This is a genomic window from Gracilibacillus sp. D59 (genome assembly GCF_052246695.1).
In the GTDB taxonomy this organism is placed as follows: domain Bacteria; phylum Bacillota; class Bacilli; order Bacillales; family Amphibacillaceae; genus Gracilibacillus.
This window is the reverse complement of the sequence record NZ_JBQQCK010000002.1, coordinates 1-25,126: the sequence shown is the minus strand read 5'-3', so window position 1 is coordinate 25,126 and position 25,126 is coordinate 1. Positions and strand designations below refer to the sequence as shown.

At 37.4% G+C, this 25,126-nt stretch carries 21 protein-coding genes, 2 tRNA genes, 1 rRNA gene, 1 other RNA gene and 1 other annotated feature; of the genes, 19 read left to right on the top strand and 6 right to left on the bottom strand.

Annotation, left to right across the window (positions count from 1 at the left end; translation table 11 throughout):
* Nucleotides 1-23: 23 nt before the first annotated feature.
* The 6 genes from pdxS to ACTWP4_RS03460 all read left to right on the top strand — a co-directional run bounded on the left by pdxS (nt 24) and on the right by ACTWP4_RS03460 (nt 5,135).
* Nucleotides 24-908, top strand: a complete 885-nt coding sequence (gene pdxS, locus ACTWP4_RS03485) for a pyridoxal 5'-phosphate synthase lyase subunit PdxS (RefSeq protein WP_443127385.1) — start codon at nt 24-26, stop codon at nt 906-908.
* A gap of 20 nt (nt 909-928) precedes the next feature.
* Entirely contained in the window at nt 929-1,498 is a 570-nt protein-coding gene (pdxT, locus tag ACTWP4_RS03480) for a pyridoxal 5'-phosphate synthase glutaminase subunit PdxT (protein ID WP_443127384.1), read from the top strand.
* A 46-nt stretch (nt 1,499-1,544) separates the two neighbouring features.
* Nucleotides 1,545-1,757 (top strand) — a binding site (T-box leader).
* A gap of 577 nt (nt 1,758-2,334) precedes the next feature.
* Nucleotides 2,335-3,609 (top strand): serine--tRNA ligase, encoded by a 1,275-nt coding sequence (gene serS, locus ACTWP4_RS03475; protein ID WP_443127383.1) that lies wholly within the window; start codon nt 2,335-2,337, stop codon nt 3,607-3,609.
* 100 nt (nt 3,610-3,709) lie between these two features.
* Nucleotides 3,710-3,802 (top strand) — tRNA-Ser (locus tag ACTWP4_RS03470).
* A 336-nt stretch (nt 3,803-4,138) separates the two neighbouring features.
* Nucleotides 4,139-4,969 carry a pyrroline-5-carboxylate reductase gene (gene proC, locus ACTWP4_RS03465; protein ID WP_443127382.1) on the top strand — a complete coding sequence of 277 codons (831 nt, stop codon included), beginning with the start codon at nt 4,139-4,141 and terminating at the stop codon, nt 4,967-4,969.
* Between the two features lie 92 nt (nt 4,970-5,061).
* Nucleotides 5,062-5,135, top strand: a tRNA-Arg gene (locus ACTWP4_RS03460).
* Between the two features lie 214 nt (nt 5,136-5,349).
* On the opposite strand, the gene ACTWP4_RS03455 is transcribed toward ACTWP4_RS03460, so the two are convergent.
* From ACTWP4_RS03455 to ACTWP4_RS03445, 3 genes are read right to left on the bottom strand one after another with little or no spacing between them, the layout of a single operon-like run.
* A complete protein-coding gene (locus tag ACTWP4_RS03455; RefSeq protein WP_443127381.1) occupies nt 5,350-6,597 on the bottom strand; it encodes a Ger(x)C family spore germination protein in 1,248 nt (415 codons plus the stop codon).
* Entirely contained in the window at nt 6,594-7,685 is a 1,092-nt protein-coding gene (locus ACTWP4_RS03450; RefSeq protein WP_443127380.1) for a GerAB/ArcD/ProY family transporter, read from the bottom strand. Before ACTWP4_RS03450 ends, ACTWP4_RS03455 begins: the two co-directional genes overlap by 4 nt.
* Nucleotides 7,686-7,703: 18 nt before the next feature.
* On the bottom strand, nt 7,704-9,185 hold the full coding sequence (locus ACTWP4_RS03445) for a spore germination protein (RefSeq protein ID WP_443127379.1): 1,482 nt from the start codon (nt 9,183-9,185) through the stop codon (nt 7,704-7,706).
* A 178-nt stretch (nt 9,186-9,363) separates the two neighbouring features.
* Here ACTWP4_RS03445 and acsA point away from each other — a divergent pair, with 178 nt between their 5' ends.
* A complete protein-coding gene (acsA, locus tag ACTWP4_RS03440; RefSeq protein ID WP_443127378.1) occupies nt 9,364-11,082 on the top strand; it encodes an acetate--CoA ligase in 1,719 nt (572 codons plus the stop codon).
* A 54-nt stretch (nt 11,083-11,136) separates the two neighbouring features.
* On the opposite strand, the gene hmpA is transcribed toward acsA, so the two are convergent.
* On the bottom strand, nt 11,137-12,360 hold the full coding sequence (gene hmpA, locus ACTWP4_RS03435; RefSeq protein WP_443127377.1) for an NO-inducible flavohemoprotein: 1,224 nt from the start codon (nt 12,358-12,360) through the stop codon (nt 11,137-11,139).
* A gap of 236 nt (nt 12,361-12,596) precedes the next feature.
* Between hmpA and ACTWP4_RS03430 the strand changes: the two genes are divergently transcribed.
* Nucleotides 12,597-13,046 carry an RrF2 family transcriptional regulator gene (locus ACTWP4_RS03430; RefSeq protein WP_443127376.1) on the top strand — a complete coding sequence of 150 codons (450 nt, stop codon included), beginning with the start codon at nt 12,597-12,599 and terminating at the stop codon, nt 13,044-13,046.
* Nucleotides 13,047-13,705: 659 nt separating this feature from the next.
* On the opposite strand, the gene ACTWP4_RS03425 is transcribed toward ACTWP4_RS03430, so the two are convergent.
* Nucleotides 13,706-14,995, bottom strand: a complete 1,290-nt coding sequence (locus tag ACTWP4_RS03425) for a LysM peptidoglycan-binding domain-containing protein (RefSeq protein WP_443127375.1) — start codon at nt 14,993-14,995, stop codon at nt 13,706-13,708.
* Between the two features lie 87 nt (nt 14,996-15,082).
* Nucleotides 15,083-15,604, bottom strand: coding sequence for an isochorismatase family cysteine hydrolase (locus ACTWP4_RS03420; protein ID WP_443127374.1), 522 nt, complete (start codon nt 15,602-15,604; stop codon nt 15,083-15,085).
* Between the two features lie 125 nt (nt 15,605-15,729).
* On the opposite strand from ACTWP4_RS03420, the gene tadA reads away from it, so the two are divergent.
* From tadA to ACTWP4_RS03365, 11 genes are all read left to right on the top strand, one after another.
* Complete coding sequence (tadA, locus tag ACTWP4_RS03415; protein ID WP_443127373.1) at nt 15,730-16,224, top strand: tRNA adenosine(34) deaminase TadA; 495 nt, start codon at nt 15,730-15,732, stop codon at nt 16,222-16,224.
* A gap of 80 nt (nt 16,225-16,304) precedes the next feature.
* Nucleotides 16,305-16,570, top strand: an RNA gene (gene ffs, locus ACTWP4_RS03410) — signal recognition particle sRNA large type.
* Between the two features lie 309 nt (nt 16,571-16,879).
* Nucleotides 16,880-18,586, top strand: a complete 1,707-nt coding sequence (gene dnaX / locus ACTWP4_RS03405; RefSeq protein ID WP_443127372.1) for a DNA polymerase III subunit gamma/tau — start codon at nt 16,880-16,882, stop codon at nt 18,584-18,586.
* Nucleotides 18,587-18,616: 30 nt separating this feature from the next.
* On the top strand, nt 18,617-18,940 hold the full coding sequence (locus tag ACTWP4_RS03400; RefSeq protein WP_443127371.1) for a YbaB/EbfC family nucleoid-associated protein: 324 nt from the start codon (nt 18,617-18,619) through the stop codon (nt 18,938-18,940).
* A gap of 10 nt (nt 18,941-18,950) precedes the next feature.
* Nucleotides 18,951-19,547: a recombination mediator RecR gene (gene recR, locus ACTWP4_RS03395; protein WP_443127370.1), complete on the top strand. Its 597-nt coding sequence runs from the start codon at nt 18,951-18,953 to the stop codon at nt 19,545-19,547.
* Nucleotides 19,548-19,562: 15 nt separating this feature from the next.
* Nucleotides 19,563-19,778 carry a YaaL family protein gene (locus tag ACTWP4_RS03390; RefSeq protein ID WP_443127369.1) on the top strand — a complete coding sequence of 72 codons (216 nt, stop codon included), beginning with the start codon at nt 19,563-19,565 and terminating at the stop codon, nt 19,776-19,778.
* Nucleotides 19,779-19,849: 71 nt separating this feature from the next.
* The gene (locus ACTWP4_RS03385) at nt 19,850-20,110 is read left to right on the top strand and encodes a pro-sigmaK processing inhibitor BofA family protein (RefSeq protein WP_443127368.1); all 261 of its coding nucleotides are present in this window, start codon (nt 19,850-19,852) and stop codon (nt 20,108-20,110) included.
* A 243-nt stretch (nt 20,111-20,353) separates the two neighbouring features.
* Entirely contained in the window at nt 20,354-21,202 is an 849-nt protein-coding gene (ablB, locus tag ACTWP4_RS03380) for a putative beta-lysine N-acetyltransferase (protein ID WP_443127367.1), read from the top strand.
* A gap of 46 nt (nt 21,203-21,248) precedes the next feature.
* The gene (locus ACTWP4_RS03375; RefSeq protein ID WP_443127366.1) at nt 21,249-22,592 is read left to right on the top strand and encodes an ATP-grasp domain-containing protein; all 1,344 of its coding nucleotides are present in this window, start codon (nt 21,249-21,251) and stop codon (nt 22,590-22,592) included.
* A 15-nt stretch (nt 22,593-22,607) separates the two neighbouring features.
* The gene (locus ACTWP4_RS03370) at nt 22,608-24,581 is read left to right on the top strand and encodes a hypothetical protein (protein ID WP_443127365.1); all 1,974 of its coding nucleotides are present in this window, start codon (nt 22,608-22,610) and stop codon (nt 24,579-24,581) included.
* A 320-nt stretch (nt 24,582-24,901) separates the two neighbouring features.
* Nucleotides 24,902-25,126, top strand: a 16S ribosomal RNA gene (locus tag ACTWP4_RS03365); the annotation flags it as partial.

Below are 25,126 nucleotides of genomic sequence, written 5' to 3'. Positions count from 1 at the left end.
TAAAATATAGGAGGAACATGAGAATGTCTAAAGTAGGTACAGATAGAGTTAAAAGAGGTATGGCAGAAATGCAAAAAGGCGGCGTTATTATGGACGTTGTCAATGCAGAACAAGCAAAAATCGCTGAAGAAGCTGGTGCTGTAGCAGTTATGGCATTAGAACGAGTACCATCTGATATTCGTGCAGCTGGCGGTGTAGCACGTATGGCTGACCCTACGATCGTAGAAGAAGTGATGAATGCTGTTTCAATTCCTGTAATGGCTAAAGCTCGTATCGGCCATATTGTAGAAGCTCGTGTGCTAGAAGCAATGGGTGTAGACTATATTGATGAGAGTGAAGTGTTAACTCCGGCAGATGAAGTATATCATTTGAATAAAAGAGATTACACCGTACCATTTGTTTGTGGCTGTCGTCATTTAGGTGAAGCGGCTCGTCGTATTGGTGAAGGTACTTCCATGTTACGTACTAAAGGTGAGCCAGGTACAGGTAACATTGTTGAGGCAGTTCGCCATATTCGTGAAGTAAATGCACAAGTCCGTAAGCTAGTAAATATGAATGAAGATGAAGTAATGACATATGCAAAAGATTTAGGTGCTCCATATGAAGTATTACTTGAAATTAAAGAAAATGGTCGCTTACCAGTAGTTAATTTTGCAGCAGGTGGTGTTGCAACACCAGCAGATGCAGCATTAATGATGCAGCTTGGTGCAGATGGAGTATTTGTTGGTTCAGGTATCTTTAAATCAGATAATCCTGCTAACTTTGCTAGAGCGATTGTAGAAGCAACTACACATTATGAAGACTACGACTTAATTGCAAAAGTATCTAAAGGTATTGGTACAGCGATGAAAGGTTTAGAAATCAGTACAATTGCTCCAGAAGAGCGTATGCAAGATCGTGGTTGGTAAGTAGTGAGGAGTAAAAAGTAATGGTGAAAATCGGAGTTTTAGGCTTACAAGGTGCGATTCGTGAACATATTCGTTCCGTTGAAGTAGCTGGAGCAGAAGGTATCATTATTAAGTATAAACAACAATTAGCTGATATAGATGGACTAATCATCCCTGGTGGCGAGAGCACAACAATGCGTCGGCTAATTGATAAATATGATTTTTTTGATGCATTAGTAGACTTTGGTAAACAAGGGAAGCCAATTTTTGGTACTTGTGCTGGTCTCATTTTGTTAGCGAACGATATAGTTGGACAAGATGATGCACATTTATCCTTAATGGATATGAAGGTAGAACGTAATGCTTTTGGCAGACAGCGTGAATCTTTTGAAGCTGAAATAGATATAAAAGGTATTGCAGATAACTTTGAAGCGGTCTTTATCCGTGCGCCATATGTAGCGGAAGTTGGGCCAGAAGTAGAAATCTTAGCCACATATCAGGATAAAATTGTTGCAGCAAAGCAAGATCATTATTTATGTAGTGCATTTCATCCAGAATTAACGGATGACCACCGTTTAACAGAATACTTTGTCAAAATGGTGGAAGAGTAATATCATAATAAAATCTCGATTTTGGGTAATTTATTTGATCTGATATAGAAAAGCGATGACAGGAACTAGTAGCTTATTGTTTTATTGAAGAGAGCCGGTGGTTGGTGTAAACCGGTATAAACGATAAGTGAATCCATCCTGGAGTAGTATATGGAATTGATAGTACATATACTCGGTGATAAGCCGTTATAGATAATGAAGCCGGGAGAAGTCTATTCTCCAATCAGGGTGGTATCGCGGGTAAACTCTCGTCCCTACTAACAGTATGGGGCGGGAGTTTTTTATATTTCTAAGGTTAGTTTAAATATATAAGTTATACCTTGATTTTTGCTGAGTGCTTGTATACGCTACGGCAAGATACTTAGCTTTCCACGGGCACGGCCTCAGCCTCCTCAGAAAGCAAAGAACACTTTCCTGCGGGGTCTTCGGACACGTGCTGGTCCCGTAGGAGTCTACGTATCTTGCCTTCGCTTGGCGTAGTGTTCTGATTATTGAAAGAATGAATCCATGGGAATAAATTTCTATGAACTTCCACTTTCAACGGACAGATCAATTCATTAGTGTAGGCAGAATACGGAGACTCCTGTGGGAACAGCACGAGCTGAAGATCCACTTGGTAAAGTGGGTTTCTTTACCAAGTTAGCTGAAGCCGTGCCCACGGAAAGCGTAGTATTCTGCCGGAACGGTGCCATAACACTCTCTTCAAGAAAGAATGGAAGAAAGCAAAACCACAAAAAAGAACTTCGCAGTTATGTTAAATGTGTTGATTTCAAGCAATAATGGATGTGAAATGATTTTTAAATATATAATTCAATAAATTACTAGGAGGTAAAGCTATGTTAGACATGAAAATGTTACGTAAAAATTTTGCCGAAGTGAAAGAAAAGCTATCACATCGGGGGGAAGACTTATCAGATTTGGATCGGTTCGGGGATCTGGATGAAAAGAGAAGAGAACTTATTGCTGAAACGGAACAATTAAAAGCAAAACGTAATGACGTATCCAAGCAAATTTCTATATTAAAAAAAGAAAAGAAGAACGCAGATGACATGATTACCGAAATGCGTGAAGTTGGTGACCGGATCAAAACAATCGATCAAGAACTTCGTCAAGTAGAGGAAGAGCTTGAGGTATTAATGCTTTCTATTCCAAATATCCCACATGAATCAACACCAGTAGGAGATTCAGAACATGATAATATCGAAGTACGCAAATGGGGAGAAGCCCCAAGCTTTGACTTTGAGGGGAAAGCACATTGGGATATAGCAACTGAACTAGATATTTTAGATTTTGAAAGAGCAGCAAAAGTAACAGGGAGTCGCTTTGTTTTTTACAAAGGTTTAGGTGCTCGTTTAGAACGTGCTTTAATCAACTTTATGATGGATTTGCATGCAGATGAGCACGATTATCAAGAAATGCTTCCGCCATACATGGTTAACCGCACAAGCATGACTGGAACCGGTCAATTACCGAAATTTGAAGAAGATGCCTTCAAATTGCAAGATTGGGACTATTTCTTAGTACCAACAGCTGAGGTACCGGTAACCAATTATTATCGTGAGGAGATTTTAAAGGAAGAAGACTTACCTCAAAAATTTGCTGCTTTTAGTGGCAGTTTCCGTTCTGAGGCAGGATCTGCCGGTAGAGATACAAGAGGTTTGATTCGCCAGCACCAATTTAATAAAGTGGAATTAGTGCAGTTTGTGAAGCCTGAAGATTCTTATGATGTATTGGAAGAATTAACAGGACATGCGGAAAAAGTATTACAACTATTAAAATTACCTTATCGTGTTATGAGTATGTGTACAGCTGATTTAGGATTTACAGCTGCCAAAAAATACGATATCGAAGTATGGATGCCAAGTAATGATACGTATCGTGAAATTTCTTCTTGCTCTAATTTTGAAGATTTTCAAGCAAGACGTGCTGGAATCAGATTCCGTCGTGAGGAGAAAGGGAAACCGGAATTTGTTCATACGTTAAATGGATCTGGTTTAGCAGTAGGCCGTACTGTTTCTGCTATCATTGAAAATTATCAACAAGAAGATGGAACTGTAAAAATACCAGAAGTATTGGTGCCATATATGGGTGGGAAAACAGTTATAAAGTAATAGTTTACCGTCAATCTTATTTTTTTTAAGATTGACGGTAAAAAAACTATTGACTCTATTTTTACAATATGCTATATTATTACTTGTCGTCAGCAATTACGGAGGAGTACCCAAGTCCGGCTGAAGGGAGCGGTCTTGAAAACCGCCAGGGGCTTCACGGCCCGCGGGGGTTCGAATCCCTCCTCCTCCGCCATTACATTGAACACAAAATTGGAGATTATATATAAAGAAAATCGTTATCAATAGATAGCGGTTTTTTTATTTAGATGACAAGAAAGTATAAAATTTGCGCAGTTGTCTAGCTCCGAGCGCCCAAAAACTAGGCGACTTCACGAATCGCCCTACGATAAGTCATCATCGGTTCGCAAGCTCACCGTGATTCCTTTATCTCAGTTGATTAGCTCCAGTCGCTACGTTTCTAAGCGGGACACTCTGCGCTTTTCTGAGATGAAATGGGAGTTTCTCCTGTTGCCACTTCCGATAATGATTTATAATGGTAAATGAGTATACATATAAAAGGTGGTTGTTTATGAGTATTAAAGATTATACGATTGCGTTTTTAGGAGCAGGATCAATGGCAGAGGCTATTATTGCCGGGATGACGGCTAAAGGAATGGTACCTGATGACCAAATTATTGCGACTAATCACTCCAATAAAGATCGTTTAACAGCGTTAGAAAATAAATATAGTATTCGAACATCACAATCCAAGGGGGATGTGGTCAGCCAAAGTGATATCATTATTTTGGCGATGAAACCGAAAGATATTCAGACAGCAATTGCTGAAATAAAAGGTTTTTTTAATGACAGTAAGATTGTTGTGTCATTATTGGCAGGGATTTCTACGCAATATATTGAACAACTATTAGGAACAAATAATGCAGTTGTCCGTGTTATGCCAAATACATCAGCTATGATCGGACAATCAGCATCGACGATAACTGGCGGTCAATATGCTGACATTTCTACTGTTGAATTAATAGAAAAACTTATGACATCAATTGGTACGACAACATTGATAAAAGAAGAGCAAATGGACGCTTATACTGCTTTAGCGGGCAGTGCACCTGCTTTTTATTATTACATGGTGGAAGCAATGGATAAGTTTGTCGAGGAACAGGGTTTAAATAAAGAAACAGCTATGCCGTTAATGACACAAACGATTAAAGGTGTTGCGGAGATGTTAGCAACAACTAACGATACACCAACAATATTAAGAGAAAAAATTACTAGCCCTGGTGGTACGACAGAAGCAGGGCTTAACACATTGGCACAACACGAATTTCAACAAGCGGTTATTGCTTGTCTTGAGCGCACAACAGAAAGATCCAAAGAACTAAGAGAAATGTTTGAAAAATAATAGAGAATAAGGGAGAGTCTTGCCTTTTATCTAAAGTTTTATTATGATAAAAGGTGATGTCTCTCCGATTTATTCGTTAGACTTAGTATCATGACCCCGTAGCTCAGTAGGATAGAGCACTTCTCTCCTAAAGAAGGTGTCGGAGGTTCGAATCCTCTCGGGGTCGCTTATTCTATGAGATAGATGAACATTACCTTTTCTCCATGTTCCACTTTTATTTGAAGAGTTGGAAGCAGATAGAGAAGAAAATAACGATTGGAATAAGAGTTGCAATCGCGATACCACCCATCTTATTTCCTTCTTGAAATGTCTCTTTGCTATGCATGATCATCTGATAGCATATAAAAATAGTTATTAATATGAGTATGAGATTCCACATTTTAATCCCTCACCTCGTCTAGATGAGAATCATCTATCATTTTTCCGAATTCTAACTTGTCCATATGATAGTTGACATTAACTTTTGCATTGGGATATATCTTTTTATGCCAGTCTGCTTTTTCATACGATTTAATGTCTTTAAAATGTTTGCGAACATATAAAGACCAATAAAATGGATCTGACCGATATTCCTCCTGTGATTTTTTGATTAATGCATTTGTTTTTTCCTCTAAACGTTGAATGATGGATTCTTTCAAAACTTTTTGCTTATCTTTGTTTTTCGCATATCGAATAAGACTAGGAATGGCTATGATTTCTACTTGAAAAGGAACAGTTACGTCAATTTCAGTAGGTTTATCTTTATGATAGTTTATATTAATAGATGTTTTTTGCTTTTGTGAATAATCATAAGAAATTTGGTATTCAGGCATTAAAGGATCAGGAATGGTAGCAAGATAATCACTCATCTCGTATGTGTTATCTAATATTTTTACAATCCTGCTTTCTTCACCATCCAAAATATCTATCATTTGCCCTTCTTTAAACACTGCTGAACCCATAAATTGAGTCTTAGAACCACCGAATTGCGGAATTTCCCCGGCAATATATTTATCTTCAACACTACTCTCCTTTGTTTCCTGATCCGATTGCTCAGTTGTGGCATAAATACCTAAAAAAAGATCAGCATCGCCTTCAGTAATTTGAAAAAAGCGGTGTAAAGTTGCTTTAGGAATGATACCTGTTTGGATCGCACGGCTCAGCATAAATTGATAATATTTATGTGGTCGTTGTTCCATGACGGGTTCATTATTGTTAATAAAGTCTCTGGCTGATTCTTTAGAGATAACCATTTGAACACCTCTTCGTATTTGTGGTGTTCTAGAAGCAGATTGTATGACACGAATGAAATCCTCTGACCTTGCTAATTCTTCAGCCACAACAATAATTCTGGAATGGTCTAAGGTGATTTTTTTCGAAACGATTGAATTTGCTGTGTACGTTGCCGTTAAAATATCTGCTCCATAAACCGTCACTACATCAGAAGGAGGTTCATCAGATCCACCTGCAGAAGCAGCAGAACCTACTTCTGGGTTGGCAATTTGATATGTGAAGGCATATACCCCCTTTTGATCTGTGCTATCAATGCCGATTGCAATCACATAAGATTGCTGTTCTAATTCAATGCGGTCTTTACAACCTGTTAACAGGATGACTAAACCCAATATAAATAATAGCTTTTTTATCATTGTTTTAAGTCTCCTTTAACCCAAGCGATTATCCATAGTACAAAGGGAAAAATAATGAAAAAGGGCGACATAATCGTTAGTAACGTTTCTCGAAATACTAACTCGTTCATAACCGAATTAAATGGTAAGAGACCAATCATCATAACTAAAAAACTGAATGGTAATAGAAGAGGTTCAAAGTTACGAATTGCAAATATCTCACCGAAAATCCATGAAGTAATATAGATAAAGATAATGAACTTTAAAAAAGCTGCGAATAACCAGAAAATCATAAAGATTGTTTCAATATTAGTTAAAAACTCACCAAAATTAATATATTGCGTAATGTCATGAAAAGGAAATTGGATTTTTTCAATCGAATTATAATCAAACACAGTAGTATAAACAAAATAAAATATCGTAAGTTCAAAGAGGGCAATAATACTTGCTATCAATGCTCCTTTTCGAAACATCGATGTTTTTTTCGCAGATTGATACGTGATTAGCAGGAAAAATAATTCCACAAAAATGGATGCCTTTTTCACTCCTTCTGTTAACATAACCGGAAGACTAGTACCAAAAATAGGGAAAATACGTTGAATGACGATGTCTTCGTAAACAAGTATCAGTACTAGAAAGAATGCTCCCTGAATAAAGAAAAGTAAAATCCAAGACGTAAATCCGATTACTTCAATTCCTTTTTTGGCTCCGAAAAATACAATGCCAATAAATACCAAAAAAATTATGTCAGTTGGAGATTCAGGAAAATACAATAATTTTATTTGTTCAATATAATTGCGGCTGTCCAGTGTTAATGTCAAAAAAGCAAAGATAAATAATAAGATACCAACGCATTTACCTATCCATTTGCCTGTAATAGACTCGACTAACTCTACAATATTTTTCCCTTGATACTTTTTAAGCAGGTAAAGCAAGACTAGAAAGCTAGGGAAAATGCAGATAAAAGCAAGTAAAGGAATCAACCAAAATCCATTTTGAGCTTTTTGAGCCATTAATGCTGGAGTAGAATCTGATAATTTAACTCCAACTAAGATAAGGGTGATCGCTAATATTTCTTTTACTCGTAAAAATCCCTTGTTTTGCATCATGTTTCACCTGCTTGTGTATTATTTAGGCTTTTTTTGTACATCTTTTGGATGTAAATAATTTGGCCGGAAAATTTCTTTTTTAATCGGTTTACGAAAAACTGTATCCTCAGATGATAAAAAGTGTGGAGACATCGGTGAAAAGAAAGGTATGCCAAATGATTTAATCGATGCAGTATACATGAAAAATAATAAAAAGGCTCCTGTTAATGTAAGCATTCCGAATGCCCCAGCTGCAAGAATGAATATAAACCGCATTAATCGAACAGTAAAATTAATATTAATATCTGATAAAGCGAATGATGATAAACCTGATAAGGCCGCAACAATGACAATGATTGGACTAATTATATTTGCCTCTACCGCTGCCTGTCCTAAAATTAAGGCACCTACAATACCAATGGTCGGACCCAATGGATTAGGGATGCGAAGTCCAGCTTCTCGAATCAGTTCAAAGGCAATTTCCATAATTAATACCTCGATAATTAATGGAAAAGGAACCCGTTCTCTGGAGGCGGTAATCGCTAATAATAAATCAGGTGGAATCATTTCACTGTGAAAATTAGAAATAGCCACATAGGTTGCAGATATCAATAAAGTTAAATAGAAACAAAATAATCGAATTGCTCTAGTGAAATTCCCATAAAAGAAACGTAAATAACGGTCTTCAGGTGAATGGAAGAAAGACCAGAAGGTAACCGGTACAATTAAACAGGCAGACGAACTATCCATTAATAAAATGACAAAACCTTCTTCCAAGTAGGAGCTGGCTTTATCAGGTTTTTCAGTATACAATACGGTAGGAATGAGAGAATATGGACGTTCTTCAATATATTGCTCCAATATTTCAATATTGCGTACACTATCCGCTGTGATCTGTTCAAGTCGGGACCGCACATTTTCTAGTATATCTTCATTTACTAAATCTTTTATATAGACTACATTCACTTCATTTTTCGATCGTTCGCCGATTTGAACACCCTCATTAATCAGTTGATTATTATGGAGTTGTTTGCGAATTAATGAAATATTACTATTTAATGATTCCGTAAAAGCTTCTTGTGGCCCTTTAATGGTATTCTCATTCTGGGTTATTGATACTTTTCGATGCGCAAAATCCGCGGCATCCATTGCATATGCAGTATCATCTCCATCGATAAACAGTATAACTTTCCCACTATTAATGTTTTGAATAATTTTTTCAAAATTATCCACTTCCTCAATATTTTCAATTGAGACAACATTGCTGACCGATTCCCCGGTCCTTTCAAGTAAAGGTTTTATTATATGTAAGTCGATTATTGATCCATCTACAATCGAACTGTAATAAAATAGACAAGCATTTTTTTGATTAAAATGTATTTGAATAGAGCGCATTGCAAAATCTTTATTAAGTCCGTAAGAGAATAATTGTTTGGATTCTTGAATATTGTCTTTTAGTGAAGAATATATTTGTGTGGGTGGTGTTTGAGATTTCTTTGATCGTTTGAAAGATCGAACCACATTAAGCACCTCATTTATAAAACTTTCTAGTGGTTAATATGTGCAACCTTAACAGGATTATGTAGTTACCAATATTAGGGTTGTATTACTTGCGTTCTAATCTAAATTCGTTACAATATATTGTAAGGGGTTTCATTTATTTGTTTGGAAACATCACAATTTTTGGAGAGGTGATAGGATGGATATGACAAAAGTACAGCCAAGATCAGGAAAGCATAATGTAGAAGATCTTGATGCACTAAGAGAAGGTTTCGACTGGGAGGAAATTAAGAAAGACTTTAGCTGGTATAAAACAGGTAAGGTGAATGCTGCGTATGAAGCAATTGATCGTCATGCAGAAAATCCTAACAAAAAAGACCAAGTGGCATTGTTATATTCCGCCCCAGACCGAGAAGAAAGTGTTACATTTGAACAATTAAGCAAACAAAGTAATAAAACAGCAAATATATTTAAAAAGCACGGAATTCAAAAAGGAGATCGTGTCTTCTTATTCATGCCAAGGAGTCCCGAGTTTTATGCTAACTTTTTTGGTATATTAAAAGTAGGTGCGATTGCTGGACCATTGTTTGAAGCATTTATGGAACAAGCGGTTCGCGATCGTTTGGAAGATAGTGAAGCATCGATGTTAATTACGACACCTGAATTATTAAACCGTGTACCTGTTGGTGATCTACCGAATTTAAAACAAATCGTCCTTGTAGGCGCTTCTGAGGGTACAGAAGGTGATACTTATATTAATTTTGAGCAAGAAATGGCAGAAGCATCTGAAGACTTTGATATTGAATGGGTAGATAGAGAAGATGGTATGCTTCTTCACTATACTTCAGGTTCCACTGGTAAACCAAAAGGGGTCTATCATGTTCATAATGCCATGATTCAACACTATGCTACTGGTAAATGGGTAATTGATTTTAAGGATGATGATATTTACTGGTGTACTGCCGATCCTGGCTGGGTAACCGGTACAAGTTACGGAATTTTTGCCCCATGGTTACATGGTGTAACCAATGTTATTAGAGGTGGTCGTTTCTCGCCTGAGTCTTGGTATGAAACATTAGATAAACATAATGTAACGATTTGGTATACAGCACCAACCGCTTTACGTAAATTTGTAAGTGCTGGTGATGAACTGGTTAAACAATATGATTTATCTAATTTACGTCATGTTATGAGTGTAGGTGAGCCTTTAAATCCAGAAGTTATTACATGGGCATTGCGTGTACTTGATTTACGCATCCATGATACGTGGTGGATGACTGAAACTGGTGCGATGTTAATTGTTAATTTACCGAGTATGGAAATTCGCCCAGGATCGATGGGAAGACCTATCCCAGGAGTAGAGGCTGCAATTGTTGATAATGAAGGTAATGAATTACCACCTAATCAAATGGGGAATTTAGCGATTAAAAAAGGTTGGCCTTCCATGATGCGTGCTATCTGGAAGAATCCAGGTAAATATGAGAGTTACTTTATTAAGGATTGGTACGTATCGGGAGATAGTGCTTATATGGATGAAGATGGGTACTTCTGGTTCCAAGGTCGTTTAGATGATGTGATCAATACTTCTGGTGAGCGAGTTGGACCATTTGAAGTGGAAAGTAAATTGATTGAACATAAAGCGGTGGCAGAAGCAGGTGTTATTGGTAAACCGGATCCAGAACGTGGGGAAATTATTAAAGCATTTATTACACTAAATCCGGGTTATGAGTCTTCGGATGAATTGTTAGAAGATATTCGTCAGTTTGTCAAAACAGGCTTAAGTGCTCATGCTGCTCCTCGCGAAATTGAAATCAAGGATAGTATTCCTAAGACACGAAGCGGTAAAATTATGCGTAGACTGTTAAAATCCTGGGAATTAGGCCTGCCAACAGGCGACACCTCTACATTAGAAGAATAAATAGGAATGGGCTGGGACAATTCATTTTTGTTCCAGCCTCTTTGATTTTTCTTATTATGCCTCTAAATCTCCTTTAGGACCGAAGAATTCATAATGTATATCTTCTGTGTTTACTTGCCAATCTTTTAATGCTTTATAAATCGCCTTCATAAATGGCTCTGGACCGCAGAAGTAGAAAGATGCTTCATTTGAAGGTAAAACAGATTGTAACCATGCTAAATCGATAAATCCTGTTTTATCACAAGCATTAGCATCTTCTGGTTTTTCATAGATGGTAAATGAATGAACATGGTCATTTTGATCCGCAATTTGTTTCACAACATCTTTTAAACCATGTACCCCTTCATTTTGTGCTGCATGGATGTAATACACTTCACGATGAGGCTGTTGTGCCACTACTGTTTCCAGCATACTTGTTAATGGTGTTAACCCAACACCACCACTGATTAATACTAATGGCTTTTTCTCCTGATTAAGCACAAAATCTCCTGAAGGTGCACTTAGTGCTATAACATCCCCTTTATTTACTGACTCATGAAGAAAGGTAGATACGATTCCGTCAGGTTTATCACCAATGCCATCTTCCCTTTTGACACTAATACGGAAAAATTCTTTATTTGGTTTACAAGACAAACTGTATTGACGTTGACAAGTGTATGGAATCGAAGGGACATTGACTTTTACTGTTACATATTGACCAGCTTCATAATCCGGTAGAAGACCTTCATCTGCTGGTTTTAAATAGAAAGAGGTGATTACATCACTTTCCTTTACCTTTTGAATGACATGAAAGTCACGATATCCGACCCAACCACCTGGTTTCTGTTCGGTTTCCTTATACATTTCTTTTTCAACTTGTATAAATGCGTCGGCAATAACACCATATGCTTTTGCCCAAGCTGTAATAATTTCATCAGTTGCTGCTTCTTTCAAGACATCTTGCATCGCCTTAAGCAGATTTTCACCAACAATTGGATAATGCTCTGGTTTAATGTTCAAGCTTCGGTGTTTATGAGCTATTTGATTTACAACAGGCAAAATGTCCTCTAACTGATCAATATGAGCTGCTGCTGCATATACTGCGTTTGCCAGTGCTTGAGGTTGGTCCCCTTTTCTTTGATTTGTTTGGTTAAAAATATTTTTCAATTCAGGATGGTTAATAAAAAGTAATTGATAAAATCTTGAAGTAATCGCTGTACCATGTTCAGCTAGTATGGGTACGGTTGCCTTTACTGTTTCAATTGTTTTTGTATCAAGTAATTGAGTAGATGTTGCCATTGCTTACACTCCTCATATATTATATTTAAGCCCATATTTGGACTTAGTTTTACTCATTTCACCTATATAAAACACAAAATATTTAAACATGTATTTTGTTTACATGTTTTAGTATATAAAAAGTTTGAAAAGTGTTTCAATAGCTTATTGCCGATATATATGACAATTTTGTTAATACGGGATGCACTTCTTATCCTTTTCGGGTAAAATGAAGAAAGAGAGAAAGGGAGTTTACAATGCGTTTAAAAAAATATACAGACTTTGCATTGCGGGTTTTAATATATACAGGAACAAGTGAACAAAAAGTAAGTATAAAAGAAATATCGGATACTTTTTATATATCGACCGAGCATATCCGCAAAGTGGTACACCAATTAAGTGTGAAAGAATATTTAGATACAACGAGGGGACGAAATGGCGGTATTCTACTAAGGAAAGAACCTCGTGAGATAAATATTGGGGAAGTCATTCGTTTAATGGAAAATGATTTCTATTTAGTGGAATGTTTTGATGGGGAGCATAATCACTGTGTGATTACACCTGCCTGTAAATTACGATCAGTCGTTGGAGAAGCGATGCACGCTTTTTTTGAAGTATTAGATCAATACACATTAGCAGATTTGATTGAAAATAAAGATGAGTTGCGATCATTGATGGATATAAAAGAGGAGCAATCAAAAAATTGATTACTCCTCTTTTTGGTAGACAAAAGCTCACCGTGATTCCTTTATCTCAGTTGATTCTGAAGCCACTATGTTTCTAAACAGGCGAACTGCGCTTCAGTCTCACTTTATGATAAAAGTTATCGTGTGTAAAAAAATGCTTCGGCTGCCCACTTCCCTTTCCACGGGGTTTTCTCCGAAGCTAACTTTTCCAAGCAAAGATCGCTTGAAAAAGTGGATCTTCGGCGAAAACCATCCCGTAGGAGTGGAAGCGGGCGACCTTCGCTGTATAGTTTGTTCTACAATGGTAATGACCGTTATCTTTTTGAACATTCTAAAAGAATGGTACCATATTTAGCAAGAAATAAGAGTCTATCTGCTACCACTCGCATCCAATGTAGGCATTTTTGTAGCGCAGGCGTCCACTTCGACTCCTAGGGGATCTGCGCGATCTGAAGATCCACTTTGCAAAGCAATCTTCTTTGCAAAGTTAGCTGAAGACGCGCCCCATGGAAAGCGAAGTGGGCAAGCCGGAGCGGATGTAAAGCCTATTAATCCTTTCAAAATGACTACTTTGATTCATCGTTATACATTTATTGCGATATTATCCCCATATGTGTCAACAACTAATCTTTGTCTGATAAAAGGACAAGGTGGGCTTTCACAATTTTCCTTAGTAGAACTTATCCTTTTTTCACTATGGTAAATTGATCTTCAAGTAAAAGCCAATTTTGCGGAAATGCTAAACCAAGCTTCCAATAGCTGATTCCTCGTAAATTTTTTTCTTTGATAAGGTCAAATTTCGCTTGAATGGATCGCGCATCTTCAAACCAGACTTCATGCTGTTCTCCGTTTTGATCAAAGTAGTTGAAATAAGGAGCTTGTGCTTCTTCATCAAACAGAATAGCTTGATTATTTTCCCTAGCTACCTGAATTGCTTGCTGAGGGCTGAGAGCTTTAGCATACTCACCGCCAGGCTCATAGGGAAGAGTCCAGTCATAACCATATAAATTCTGTCCTAATAAAATTTTCTCTGGAGGCATTTCCGTTAAGGCATAATTGACCACGTCTCGGACAGGTCCAATCGGTGAGACAGCTCTTGGAGGACCACCACTGTATCCCCATTCGTAGGTCATTAATACAACAAAATCAACAATTTCTCCGTGTGCCCGATAATCATGTGCCTCATACCATTCCCCTTGTTGTTCAGCACTTGTCTTCGGTGCAAGTGCAGTAGATACTAATAACCCTTCTTGATGCAATCGAGTTGTTGCCTTTTGCAAAAAGGTGCGATAGTCTTCACGATTCTCAGGCGGGAGGAATTCAAAATCAAAATGAATATCTCCATATCCAATTTCCTGAGCCGTTTGAATAATTTGATCGAGCAAATTATTTTGGACCGTTTCATTAGTTAGAATCGTTCGACCTAATTCCGCACTGAAAGCACCTTCTTCGAGATTTGTAATGGCTAGCATGAGTGTAGCATTATTTTCGTTGGCAATGGCTGCAAATTGGTTTAATGGAGGAGCAATAAGGTTACCTTGCCGGTCTACCCGGTAAGAGAAAGGGGCTAAATAAGTTAAGTTATTTGCATGTTTCCTTGCCGCATTTTCCAATGTTTCTGATACGGTTCCTCCAGTTGGCTCAACATATGCGTTTGTTTCTAGAGGAGTTTTAGCTGGCTCTGGAATATATAAAGTCATACCGACAGAAAGTGGCTGGTACATATTGATTTGATTAATACTGGCAAGTTCAGCAGCAGATATGCCAAATCTTTGCCCAATGGTATACAAGCTATCCCCTGGTCTGACAGTATAAAATCGGCCATAAATCGGAATTACAAGTGCTTGGCCAACAACTAAAGTTTTTTCGGGATCTATTTCATTTGCATTTGCAATCGATTCATAGGAAGTTCCAAATTGATTGGCGATCTGATATAAACTATCCCCCTGTTTTACCACATAAATCTGCACGAAAAGTTCTCCTTTCTAATAAGAAAATGTTCTCTATTTTACTTTATGATAAGAAAGGAGAAATAGAACATGGAGCTATTGGATTATTTAGATTGGTTTAGTTTCGGCTTTAAAAACTTCTGCCATTAGTTTAATTGCTTCTTGGTTATGTCTATCAGTATTGGATGCAACACAATTTTTAGGTACATGTATTGTATAACCACGCATATGAGCATCATTGGCAGTAAAAAGAACACAAATATTCCCTGCAACTCCTGCAATTATTAAATGTTGGATTTCAAGGTTCTCTAATAAGGAACGCAGAGGCGTACGGAAAAAACCAGACATTTGAGGCTTCATAATAAAGTAATCTTCTTTAGTAGGGCTACCCTGTTCAATGATGTCTTCATTTTTGGAAGATAAACATGCTTGGGCAATTTGTTTAAAGTCTGTTTCCCATGTATCATAATGGTCATTGACATAAATGATGGGATAATGGTGTTCTCTTGCATATTGCTTTAATCTCTTAATGTTCGGTAAAATCTTTCGTGTATTATCTAAAAGTAAATTTCCTTCATGAAATGTAAAGTCGTTGATTAAATCAATGATTAATACAGCTGTTTTTTTCATGTTCTCACCTCATTTTTCTTCTGTTGACAAGATACCCTATATATCTTAAAATCATTCATCTGTTACTTGAATTTCAGCTACTTTTTATGCACTATAGTAGTAAATACCAAAAGTGTGGGATGATAATGACGGATCAGGAATATATGTTAATGGCGCTTGAAGAAGCGAAAAAAGCAGAAGTGCTGGGAGAAGTTCCGATTGGTGCTGTAATAGTCCATCATGAGGAAGTAATTGCAAGTGCCTTTAATTTACGTGAAAAATTACAGACGACAAACTCACACGCGGAGATGCTTGCAATCGATAAAGCAAATCAAGTAATGGGAAGCTGGCGATTAGAAGATTGTACTCTATATGTGACACTAGAACCGTGCCCAATGTGTGCAGGTGCAATTTTGCAGTCGAGAATACCTCGTGTTGTTTATGGGGCACAAGATAGTAAGGCAGGATGTGCAGGATCACTACTCAATATATTAGAAGATGATCGCTTTAATCATCAAGTAGAAGTAATCTCAGGTGTCATGGAGGAGGAATCTAGTCAATTGCTGTCAGATTTCTTTAAGGCGTTACGTCAGAAGAAAAAACAACTTAAACAACAGTTGAGTGATGATTCCATAGATTAACAATTGCATTTTTCATTTAAAAAGGTTATACTAATAATTGCGCTTTTAATAGAGCGCAACTGAATAAGTTAGCAAACTTGCCGTGCTAGGTGGGGAGGTAGCGGTGCCCTGTACTCGCAATCCGCTATAGCGAGACTGAATGCCTTGCTAAGGTGCCATTATTTTAAGGTCTGCCTTAAGGGAGTAGTGTTGACACTCGGGTCCTGCGCAACAGGAACTCGTGAACCATGTCAGGTCCGGAAGGAAGCAGCATTAAGCGAATCCTCCTGTGTGCCGCAGGGAAGCCTGGGTCGAGCTATCAACTTAAGTAACGCTTAAGGTAATGTCATCGAAGCTTGGTGCACGGCTTTAAAATAATAAGTTCAACCTCTTGTATGAATACAAGAGGTTTTTGTTATATTAGGAAGTGAATGTATTGGGCACTTTTTCTGGGTTGATTCAATGTTCTTTTGCAGACAAAATGAACAAAAAGGCTGAATTATTGTCCGTAAGAATTGCTCTTAAAGACATAAATAGTAACAATCTTAGCAAAGTGTCCATAAGCTTGAGTAAAGAGCAGAGGGAAACGTTCCGATCAATTATTACTCGTCTTTCTTGTTGGGATTTGATACAATAAAATGAGGAAGATAACGATGATTAGTAAAGGGGATCAGTTATGGGCTATCAAGCATTATATCGTGTCTGGCGTCCAAAGAATTTCGAAGATGTAGTAGGACAAGTACATATTACACGCACCTTGCAAAATGCAATCATGCAAGATAAGTTTACCCATGCCTACCTTTTTTCAGGTCCCCGAGGTACGGGAAAAACAAGTGCGGCTAAAATTTTTGCTAAAGCAGTAAACTGTCAAAATGGTCCGTCACTAGAGCCGTGTGGTCAATGTGATGCATGTATCGGCATTCAGGATGGCTCGATTTCAGATGTGGTAGAAATTGATGCGGCGTCTAATAATGGTGTAGAACAAATTCGGGATATTCGTGACAAAGTAAAATATGCACCAAGTGCGGTGACGTATAAAGTGTATATTATTGATGAAGTGCATATGTTATCCATTGGTGCATTTAATGCATTGTTAAAAACATTAGAAGAGCCACCTAAACATGTTATCTTTGTTTTAGCAACAACGGAACCACACAAAATACCGTTAACGATTATCTCAAGATGTCAACGATTCGATTTTAAACGAATTTCCCAATCGGCTATGGTTGATCGCATGAAGAAGATTATCGAAGCAGAAGAAATTGCGGTAACAGATGAAGCGTTAGAGGCAGTTGCGCTATCGGCAGAAGGTGGTATGCGTGATGCATTAAGTTTATTAGATCAAGCTATTTCCTATAGTGAAGATCAAGTAACGATTGAAGACGTGCTTGCTGTAACTGGCTCTGTTTCACAAGCAAAACTAGCAAAAGTAGCAAGTGCGATGCATACCAATGAAGTAAAGGAAGCCTTACTGGAGATAGATGGGATGATCCAGGAAGGAAAAGATCCTGGACGTTTTGTATTTGATCTCATATATTATTTACGTGATGTATTGCTATATCAGACGGCTCCATCTCTTGAAAATGTGCTGGAGCGGGCAATAGTGGACGATGTATTTAAAGAATTAGCAGAGAAACTGGATGCAGTATGGATTCAAATGGCAATCAAAGAGTTAAATCAATGCCAACAGGAAATAAAATGGACCAATAGTCCAAAGGTTTTTATCGAGGTTGCCGTATTAAAAATTTGTAATCAAGGTACAAGTGCAAAAGCAGATGTAGCTTCCATGCCTGCTGTAGAGCAGTTGAATGATAAAATTCAAAAATTAGAACAACAACTAATAAACCTACAGAAACAACCGGTTCAAGCTGCCCAAGCTGAAAAGCAACAGCCTGCACCGAAACGAAGTGCGTCAACAAACCGTAACAGCTACAAAGTACCGTATGACCGGATCAGGCATGTTCTTAATGATGCTTCGAAAGCTGCGATTCAAAAAGTTAGAACACAGTGGCCAATTTTTATGGATGCATTAAAGAAACAAAGTGCCCCAGCACATGCGACAATTCAAAATAGTAAGCCAAGTGCAGCGTCTGAAGAAATTATTATTATTGCGTTTCGATATGAAATTCACTGTTCACTTGCATTAGAACATAAACAAACGATAGAATTAATGTTATCCGAGGCTATCGGGCAGAATGTAACCTTTATTCCGATTCCAGAAGCTGAATGGACTAGTTTACGGGAAGAATATGTCCGTAAACAAAAACAACAAGATGATGGTGTGGATGAATCAGATACCTCCTCATCTCAAGAAGAAGGAGATCCGGTGGTTGATGCTGCCAGGGAGTTAGTCGGCGATGACTTATTAGAAATACATGATTAAAAAATAGATTATAATTTAGGAGGGTTTTCCATGCGTGGTGGAGGAAATATGAACAAAATGATGAAACAAATGCAAAAGATGCAAAAGGATATGATGAAAGCTCAAGAAGAGTTACAAGACATGACGTTTGAAGCTACCGCTGGTGGTGGAATGGTAAAAGTAGTAGCGAACGGAAAGAAAGAAATTACAGATATTGAAATCAATGAGGAAGTAGTAGATCCAGATGATATCGAAATGCTGCAAGACCTTATTTTAGCAGCGACAAATGAAGTATTGAAAGAAGTAGAAGAAAAAACAAATGATACGATGGGCAAATTTACAAAAGGATTAAATTTACCTGGAGGAATGTTCTAGGAGGGTTCTCATGTATTATCCCGAACCGATATCAAAGCTGATTGACAGCTTTACTAAATTGCCAGGAATCGGTCCAAAAACTGCCGTGCGCCTGGCTTTTTTTGTCTTAAATATGAAAGAAGATGATGTGTTAGACTTTGCGAAAGCACTTGCCAACGCAAAACGTGAATTGACACATTGCAGTATATGCGGGCATATTACTGATCAGGATCCATGCGCAATTTGCCAGGATGACATGCGTGATCAGTCGTTAATATGTGTTGTGCAAGATCCCAAAGATGTTATTGCAATGGAAAAAATGAAAGAATTTAATGGTAAGTATCATGTCTTACATGGTGCGATATCCCCGATGGACGGGATTGGTCCGGAAGATATTAATGTACCATCATTGATTAACCGTTTAAAAGATGAAGGAATAAAAGAATTAATTTTAGCAACAAACCCTAATATTGAAGGTGAAGCAACTGCGATGTACATTTCGAGGTTGGTGAAGCCTTCTGGAATAAAAACTACACGAATTGCTCATGGTCTTCCAATGGGAGGAGATTTAGAGTATGCCGATGAGGTGACACTCTCCAAAGCATTAGAAGGCAGAAGAGAAGTATAATAGTAGGTGAAGAATATGTTTCGTTCCAAAAAGGTAAAAAAAGCAGAACTGGATCAAGAATTTTTAGATCATATATTTCAATTAAAAAAAGAATGGAATTATTTAGATAATATTTTGAATCGCAGCATTGAGCCAAGTGAATTTGGTCAATTTGATCTAGCAATTGCGAAAGTAAAGTATTTTTATTTACTAAGAGAAGCGAAAGTACGAAATTTATCTGCTATTAAGTAGTTTTCCTTCTATTTCTTGTTCTCTCTTCATATAAATAGAGTAGTATTTTATTTGATAAAGGGGACAAGCGTATGAATTGGTGGATTATAGGAGGAATAGTCGTATTAATCGTCATTTTGCTAACGAGAGGAATACCGGTGAATCTTATCAAAGGTAGTGGCCAAGTTGTGATGAAGGTTACATTGGGAATTTTATTTCTGTTTTTCTTTAACTTGTTTGGAGCTTCTTTTGGGTTGCATATACCTATAAATGTATTCACAGCAGTTATTGTCGGGGTGTTAGGTATCCCGGGAATCGCTTGTTTGACAGCTATCAATGTTTTCGTAATTTAATAATATTATTTTCAGAAATGACTCTTCTATATTAGGAAGGGTCTTTTTTTTTGCCCAAAAGGCGAATATAAATTGCGCTGTCATGTGTCTTTTGTTTCTTCTGTGCTTTCCGTAGCGACGAATTAGCGGATTTGGTAAATAAAAAATAAAAATTTTGGAAGGTATATCTATGGTTAAAGATAACACACTAAGTTTTAGGTTTTTAGAGTAGCCATAATAATCAAAGGAGGTACTATATATTTTATGAAAATTCTACAAAAATCAGCTTATGACCTTACCTTTTTTGGTCAACATATTACTGTAGAACCTACTAGCAGGCGAATAAAGGTCTATCAATTACCATCAACAAAAAATATGGATACTTTTATGGATCGTTTGCAAAGACTTGCTAAGGAAACTAATTGTGATAAATTAATTTTTTATGTATCACCTACCAAACAAGAGATGATGGAGTCTTATAATGCTGATTATGAAGGTATGATTCGAGGTTTTTTTAATGGTGAAACAGCACTCATTTATGCTATCTTTCTTTATTCAGATCGCAAACAATCAGTGGATGTAGAAACAGAAGAACAGATCATGCAAAACATCAAACAACGAATGGAAGAGGAGTTAACTTTTGATTTGCCAGAAGGGTATTCGATGAGATGGGCAGAGAAAAAAGATGCTCCTCAAATGGCGTTATTGTATAAAACCGTATTTAAATCTTATCCCACCCCTATGAATGATCCCGAATTTATTAAGGAAATGATGCAAAATCAGGTCTATTTCTCGATTATTGAGAAGGAGGGTTCTGTCGTTAGTGCCTGTTCAGCAGATGTATTACCTGAATTTCAATCGGCTGAGTTATCTGATTGTGCCACTTATCCGAATCATCGCGGCAAACAATTGTTATCCTATCAAGTGTCTCGTTTGATACCAAGAGTAAGACAGATGGGAATCCATGTATTATTTTCGTATTCACGTTCGATTTCAGTTGGAATGAATCTGGTCAATGTGAAACATGGATTTCAATATGGAGGAAAAATGATTCGAAATAGTAACATTGCCGGAAGCATGGAAAATATGAATATCTGGTACAAAATACTTTAAAATCAAATTCTCATCATAGAAAAGGACAGAAAGGAAAGGGTTAAACATGACATTTGAACTACCAATTCAAGATACTTCATTCAAACTAAATGATCAAAAGGATCGTAAAATGATTCAAGAAAAACAAACAGGTCCGGTAAAACTACAACATGGTAAACCTGCAAAAGGAAAGAAAATAGCACTTATCGGTTGGAGTATTCCAACAATGGAGGCGATGGATCGTATCCAACGACCATATATTGTGGTGAGTTTGCCAGGGTTTCAAGATTATGCAGAAAAACATCAGATTCCTTTTTATGCTTGGCAATTTGATAAAGACATCGATTATGAGCAAGTATATCAGAAAGCTGAACCTCTTTTTCAAGAACTACAGCAACTGGATGTTGATCATGCTATTCCGTTATTTGAAGAAACTGTGGAGTGGGCTGGTGCTTTAAATGCTTATTTTAGAGAAGAGCCTAAACTTTTTCATCATTCCATTCTGTTTCGTGATAAAGCGATGATGAAACGTAGAGCTCATATTGGTGGACTTAAGGTTGGAGTGTTTGAAGAAGCAGACAATAAAGAACAAGTTCGTCAGTTTTTCCAAAGAGTCAATGCTTCATTATTACGCCATCATGAAAAAGATTATGATCCTGTTCATGTGAAGGCTTTGAATAAAGCGGGAGCTGCTGGTCACCGAATGATTCGATCAGAAGGAGACATTGATACGAAGCTTACTGACGATAATTTCCCATGCTTAGTAGAAAGTCATTTAAAAGGAATCGAAGTATCCTGCGAAGCCTTTATTCATCAAGGAAAAGTATTGTTTTTAAACATTACCGAGTATATTGTATTTGGTTACTCGATGATGGTACCTCCTTCACCAGAGATTGAGGAGTATCGTCCAGCCATTCGTGAAGAAGTTCAAAAGTTGGTCGATGCATTTGATATATCATACGGTATTATTCACCCTGAATTTTTCATTACTGATGATGAACAAATATATTTTGGTGAAGTAGCCTATCGAATTCCAGGAGGTCATATTTTCGACCTTATGCAGAAAACATATGGTTTTAATCCATATGAAGGCCATATTCTTTGTTGTGATCCGAATACATCGGAAGAAGAAGTGAAAGATTTCTTTCCTAAGGAGGATCAGACAAATGGACATGCCGGCAGTTTTTTAGTTTATCCGAAGAAAAATACGGTACAAGGTGTTAATATTCCGGATGAGTTAGAAGAGCACCCAGGTTTTGATAAGCATACATTATTTAAGCCTATGCAAGCGAAAGTACAAGATGAAGAAGGATATGGTAATCATTTTGGGACTGTATTTTTCCATCATGAAGATCATCAACAAGTAAAGCAGCCATTAACTGATTATGTTGAACATGATTTTTTTATGTAAAGGAGTGTACTTCGAATGAGTACAGAAGTAGAGACAAGACAGACAGAATCATTTAAGCAAGCATTGCAAGTTATGGAAGATGCGGTTCCATATGCAAAAAAAATGTATCAGGCAGATGTATTACAGGCTGCCGCACGATTAATGGATGAACAGGATGGAATGGAAATTCTTTATCAACATGCGGACCGGTTTGATAAAGCTGGAGTTTTCGAAGGTGGGCCATGGGCAGAACCTTCGCACTTGGAACCAAGGCTGGTTACAGGTTCTTTAATGGATAGTGGTATGACATCAATCGTAGAAATTTTAAGTGAACTTCGTATGGTGGCTATTGCGAAAGGAAAGTACAAGCATGAAATGGTAACACAGGATGATGCAAAACATTTTCTAGACGAAGTAATGGCTTTGAATGTAGATATACTATTTCCGGAAGAAACAGAAGCAGCAAGAATTGAAGGAAAGCAGAAAGAAAAAAACAGAGCAGAAAAACTTTTTCAATTTCTAGCAAATAAATTATCACTAGCATCTATCTCAGGCAAGATCTTAGAGGAAATTGACGATCTTGTTGCGCAGCGTCCAATTATGGTTAACCGTATTGTGAGTATGATTAAAGATGCGAAGAAATTGTTGAAACAAACAATAGAAGAGAAAGAAAAAAGGGCGATAAAGCGTTATATAAATGCATTGTCAGGTCCAACAAAGAAAAGTAAAAAATATCTAGATCCGTGTGAATATCGAAAACAGTTAAAGGAAATGTCAGATCAAGAATTGGAAGAGGAAGCAAAAGTATTTGCCAAAAGTATGAGGGAGACTGGGCTTGTCTCGAAGCATCATGTTGTCCTTGTTCGTTATTTAAACCGACATAATCAGAAACTGTTACCTGTCGCCATGCAATTGAATAATAAGGGTAAAGCGAATTTAGAGGAATATATCGACATTGTTAGTGATTTAATTACCGTAGCTATACATTTGCCAATGCGACAATCATTATATGGACTGGCTTGTATGCTGGAGCGAGGGGTGTTGTCCTCGACACCGGTTATACCTGGTTTGAACAGGTTAATAGAGCTTGATTTAAAACCCGAAGTTAGAAAAGTATTGTTGAATTCGATTAATGATAATGAAGGAATAACAGCTAATGATATCATGCTTGCAGGAGTAATTAGTGTACTCGGACAGCCACTTGGAATTGGTCAAGGAATGAATCCTACATGCCAAACAGCTCGAGGTATTAGCTTGTGGTCTTTACATGCTCCTGGTTATCTGTTGGAATTAATTCCACGAGCGGCAAGAGATGGTGATATCGATGTGCAATTTGAAGGACAGACTATTCATTCTAGGAACCTTCACGAAGGATTGGTGCAAGATTTACATGAAGAGCTAGATCCTGTTTCGCTTATTTTAGTTCCTCATCTGGATCGTATATATGGTGAACTTGTACGAAGATCTGAATTTAGAGGAGATGATGTTCATAAATGGGTCAATCCAGCCTTTTATGGGGATTGGATCTCGAGGGGATTCAGCTCAACTATTGATCCCTTAACTGGTTCAGTTGCAGATTATGCTGGATTCGTCCGTCTATTTTACGCGACACATCATCCAGATTACAATAATGGTTATGAGTTAATTTATCCAAATCCAGTAGGGATCTTTATTACCAATTCATTTGGAAACCTATTAGGATTACATGCTGTTTCGATACAACGTGTTGCCCGTAACTCTGACGGTAAATATCGTATTTATTTTTATAATCCAAATAATGATAGTGCACAGGTTTGGGGACAAGGGATTACTCCGACGGTAAAAGGACATGGAGAGTTTCCTGGTGAATCTTCATTGCCATTTCATGAGTTTGTAGCTAGGCTATATGCTTTTCATTATAATCCATATGAACAAGGAGATGCATATGCCGTAGACAATAAATATGTAGAAAAAGTTGAGAAGTTAGCAAGAGAAAGCTGGGGGCAGAAGTACACTTGGGTGCAAATTTAATTTCATTATTCCAAGGAGACTTTTTAACATATCTCCTTGGAATATATTTCTAATGAATTTCCTCTTGTAAAATGAATCTTCACCATGTTATATTATTAATTGTCGCTGAAAACGACACACCAAAAAACATCATCTTTCAACAACAACAAATCAAAAATAATTTTGAATAAGTTGTTGACATAAACTGAGTGAGATGGTATGATATAAAAGTTGCCTCAAAAAAAGACAACAACAATTGATCTTTGAAAACTGAACAAAACAACCAGTATGATTTTAAACATGAAACAAAAGCTAGCTTATAGAAGCGAGCGCAAGTCAACTTTATTGAGAGTTTGATCTTGGCTCAGGACGAACGCTGGCGGCGTGCCTAATACATGCAAGTCGAGCGCGGGAAGCAAACAGATCTCTTCGGAGTGACGTTTGTGGAACGAGCGGCGGACGGGTGAGTAACACGTGGGCAACCTGCCTGTAAGACTGGGATAACTCCGGGAAACCGGGGCTAATACCGGATAATACTTTGCTTCGCATGAAGGAAAGTTGAAAGA

What these genes read in the sequence shown, in the direction of transcription:
- ablB (WP_443127367.1), top strand. Translation starts at nt 20,354, where the DNA reads ATGAAAATTCTACAAAAATCAGCTTATGACCTTACCTTTTTTGGTCAA.
- serS (WP_443127383.1), top strand. Translation starts at nt 2,335, where the DNA reads ATGTTAGACATGAAAATGTTACGTAAAAATTTTGCCGAAGTGAAAGAA.
- ACTWP4_RS03385 (WP_443127368.1), top strand. Translation starts at nt 19,850, where the DNA reads ATGAATTGGTGGATTATAGGAGGAATAGTCGTATTAATCGTCATTTTG.
- tadA (WP_443127373.1), top strand. Translation starts at nt 15,730, where the DNA reads ATGACGGATCAGGAATATATGTTAATGGCGCTTGAAGAAGCGAAAAAA.
- ACTWP4_RS03430 (WP_443127376.1), top strand. Translation starts at nt 12,597, where the DNA reads ATGCGTTTAAAAAAATATACAGACTTTGCATTGCGGGTTTTAATATAT.
- pdxT (WP_443127384.1), top strand. Translation starts at nt 929, where the DNA reads ATGGTGAAAATCGGAGTTTTAGGCTTACAAGGTGCGATTCGTGAACAT.
- hmpA (WP_443127377.1), bottom strand. Translation starts at nt 12,360, where the DNA reads ATGGCAACATCTACTCAATTACTTGATACAAAAACAATTGAAACAGTA.
- proC (WP_443127382.1), top strand. Translation starts at nt 4,139, where the DNA reads ATGAGTATTAAAGATTATACGATTGCGTTTTTAGGAGCAGGATCAATG.
- ACTWP4_RS03375 (WP_443127366.1), top strand. Translation starts at nt 21,249, where the DNA reads ATGACATTTGAACTACCAATTCAAGATACTTCATTCAAACTAAATGAT.
- recR (WP_443127370.1), top strand. Translation starts at nt 18,951, where the DNA reads ATGTATTATCCCGAACCGATATCAAAGCTGATTGACAGCTTTACTAAA.
- ACTWP4_RS03450 (WP_443127380.1), bottom strand. Translation starts at nt 7,685, where the DNA reads ATGATGCAAAACAAGGGATTTTTACGAGTAAAAGAAATATTAGCGATC.
- acsA (WP_443127378.1), top strand. Translation starts at nt 9,364, where the DNA reads ATGGATATGACAAAAGTACAGCCAAGATCAGGAAAGCATAATGTAGAA.
- ACTWP4_RS03420 (WP_443127374.1), bottom strand. Translation starts at nt 15,604, where the DNA reads ATGAAAAAAACAGCTGTATTAATCATTGATTTAATCAACGACTTTACA.
- ACTWP4_RS03370 (WP_443127365.1), top strand. Translation starts at nt 22,608, where the DNA reads ATGAGTACAGAAGTAGAGACAAGACAGACAGAATCATTTAAGCAAGCA.
- ACTWP4_RS03390 (WP_443127369.1), top strand. Translation starts at nt 19,563, where the DNA reads ATGTTTCGTTCCAAAAAGGTAAAAAAAGCAGAACTGGATCAAGAATTT.
- ACTWP4_RS03400 (WP_443127371.1), top strand. Translation starts at nt 18,617, where the DNA reads ATGCGTGGTGGAGGAAATATGAACAAAATGATGAAACAAATGCAAAAG.
- pdxS (WP_443127385.1), top strand. Translation starts at nt 24, where the DNA reads ATGTCTAAAGTAGGTACAGATAGAGTTAAAAGAGGTATGGCAGAAATG.
- ACTWP4_RS03455 (WP_443127381.1), bottom strand. Translation starts at nt 6,597, where the DNA reads ATGATAAAAAAGCTATTATTTATATTGGGTTTAGTCATCCTGTTAACA.
- dnaX (WP_443127372.1), top strand. Translation starts at nt 16,880, where the DNA reads ATGGGCTATCAAGCATTATATCGTGTCTGGCGTCCAAAGAATTTCGAA.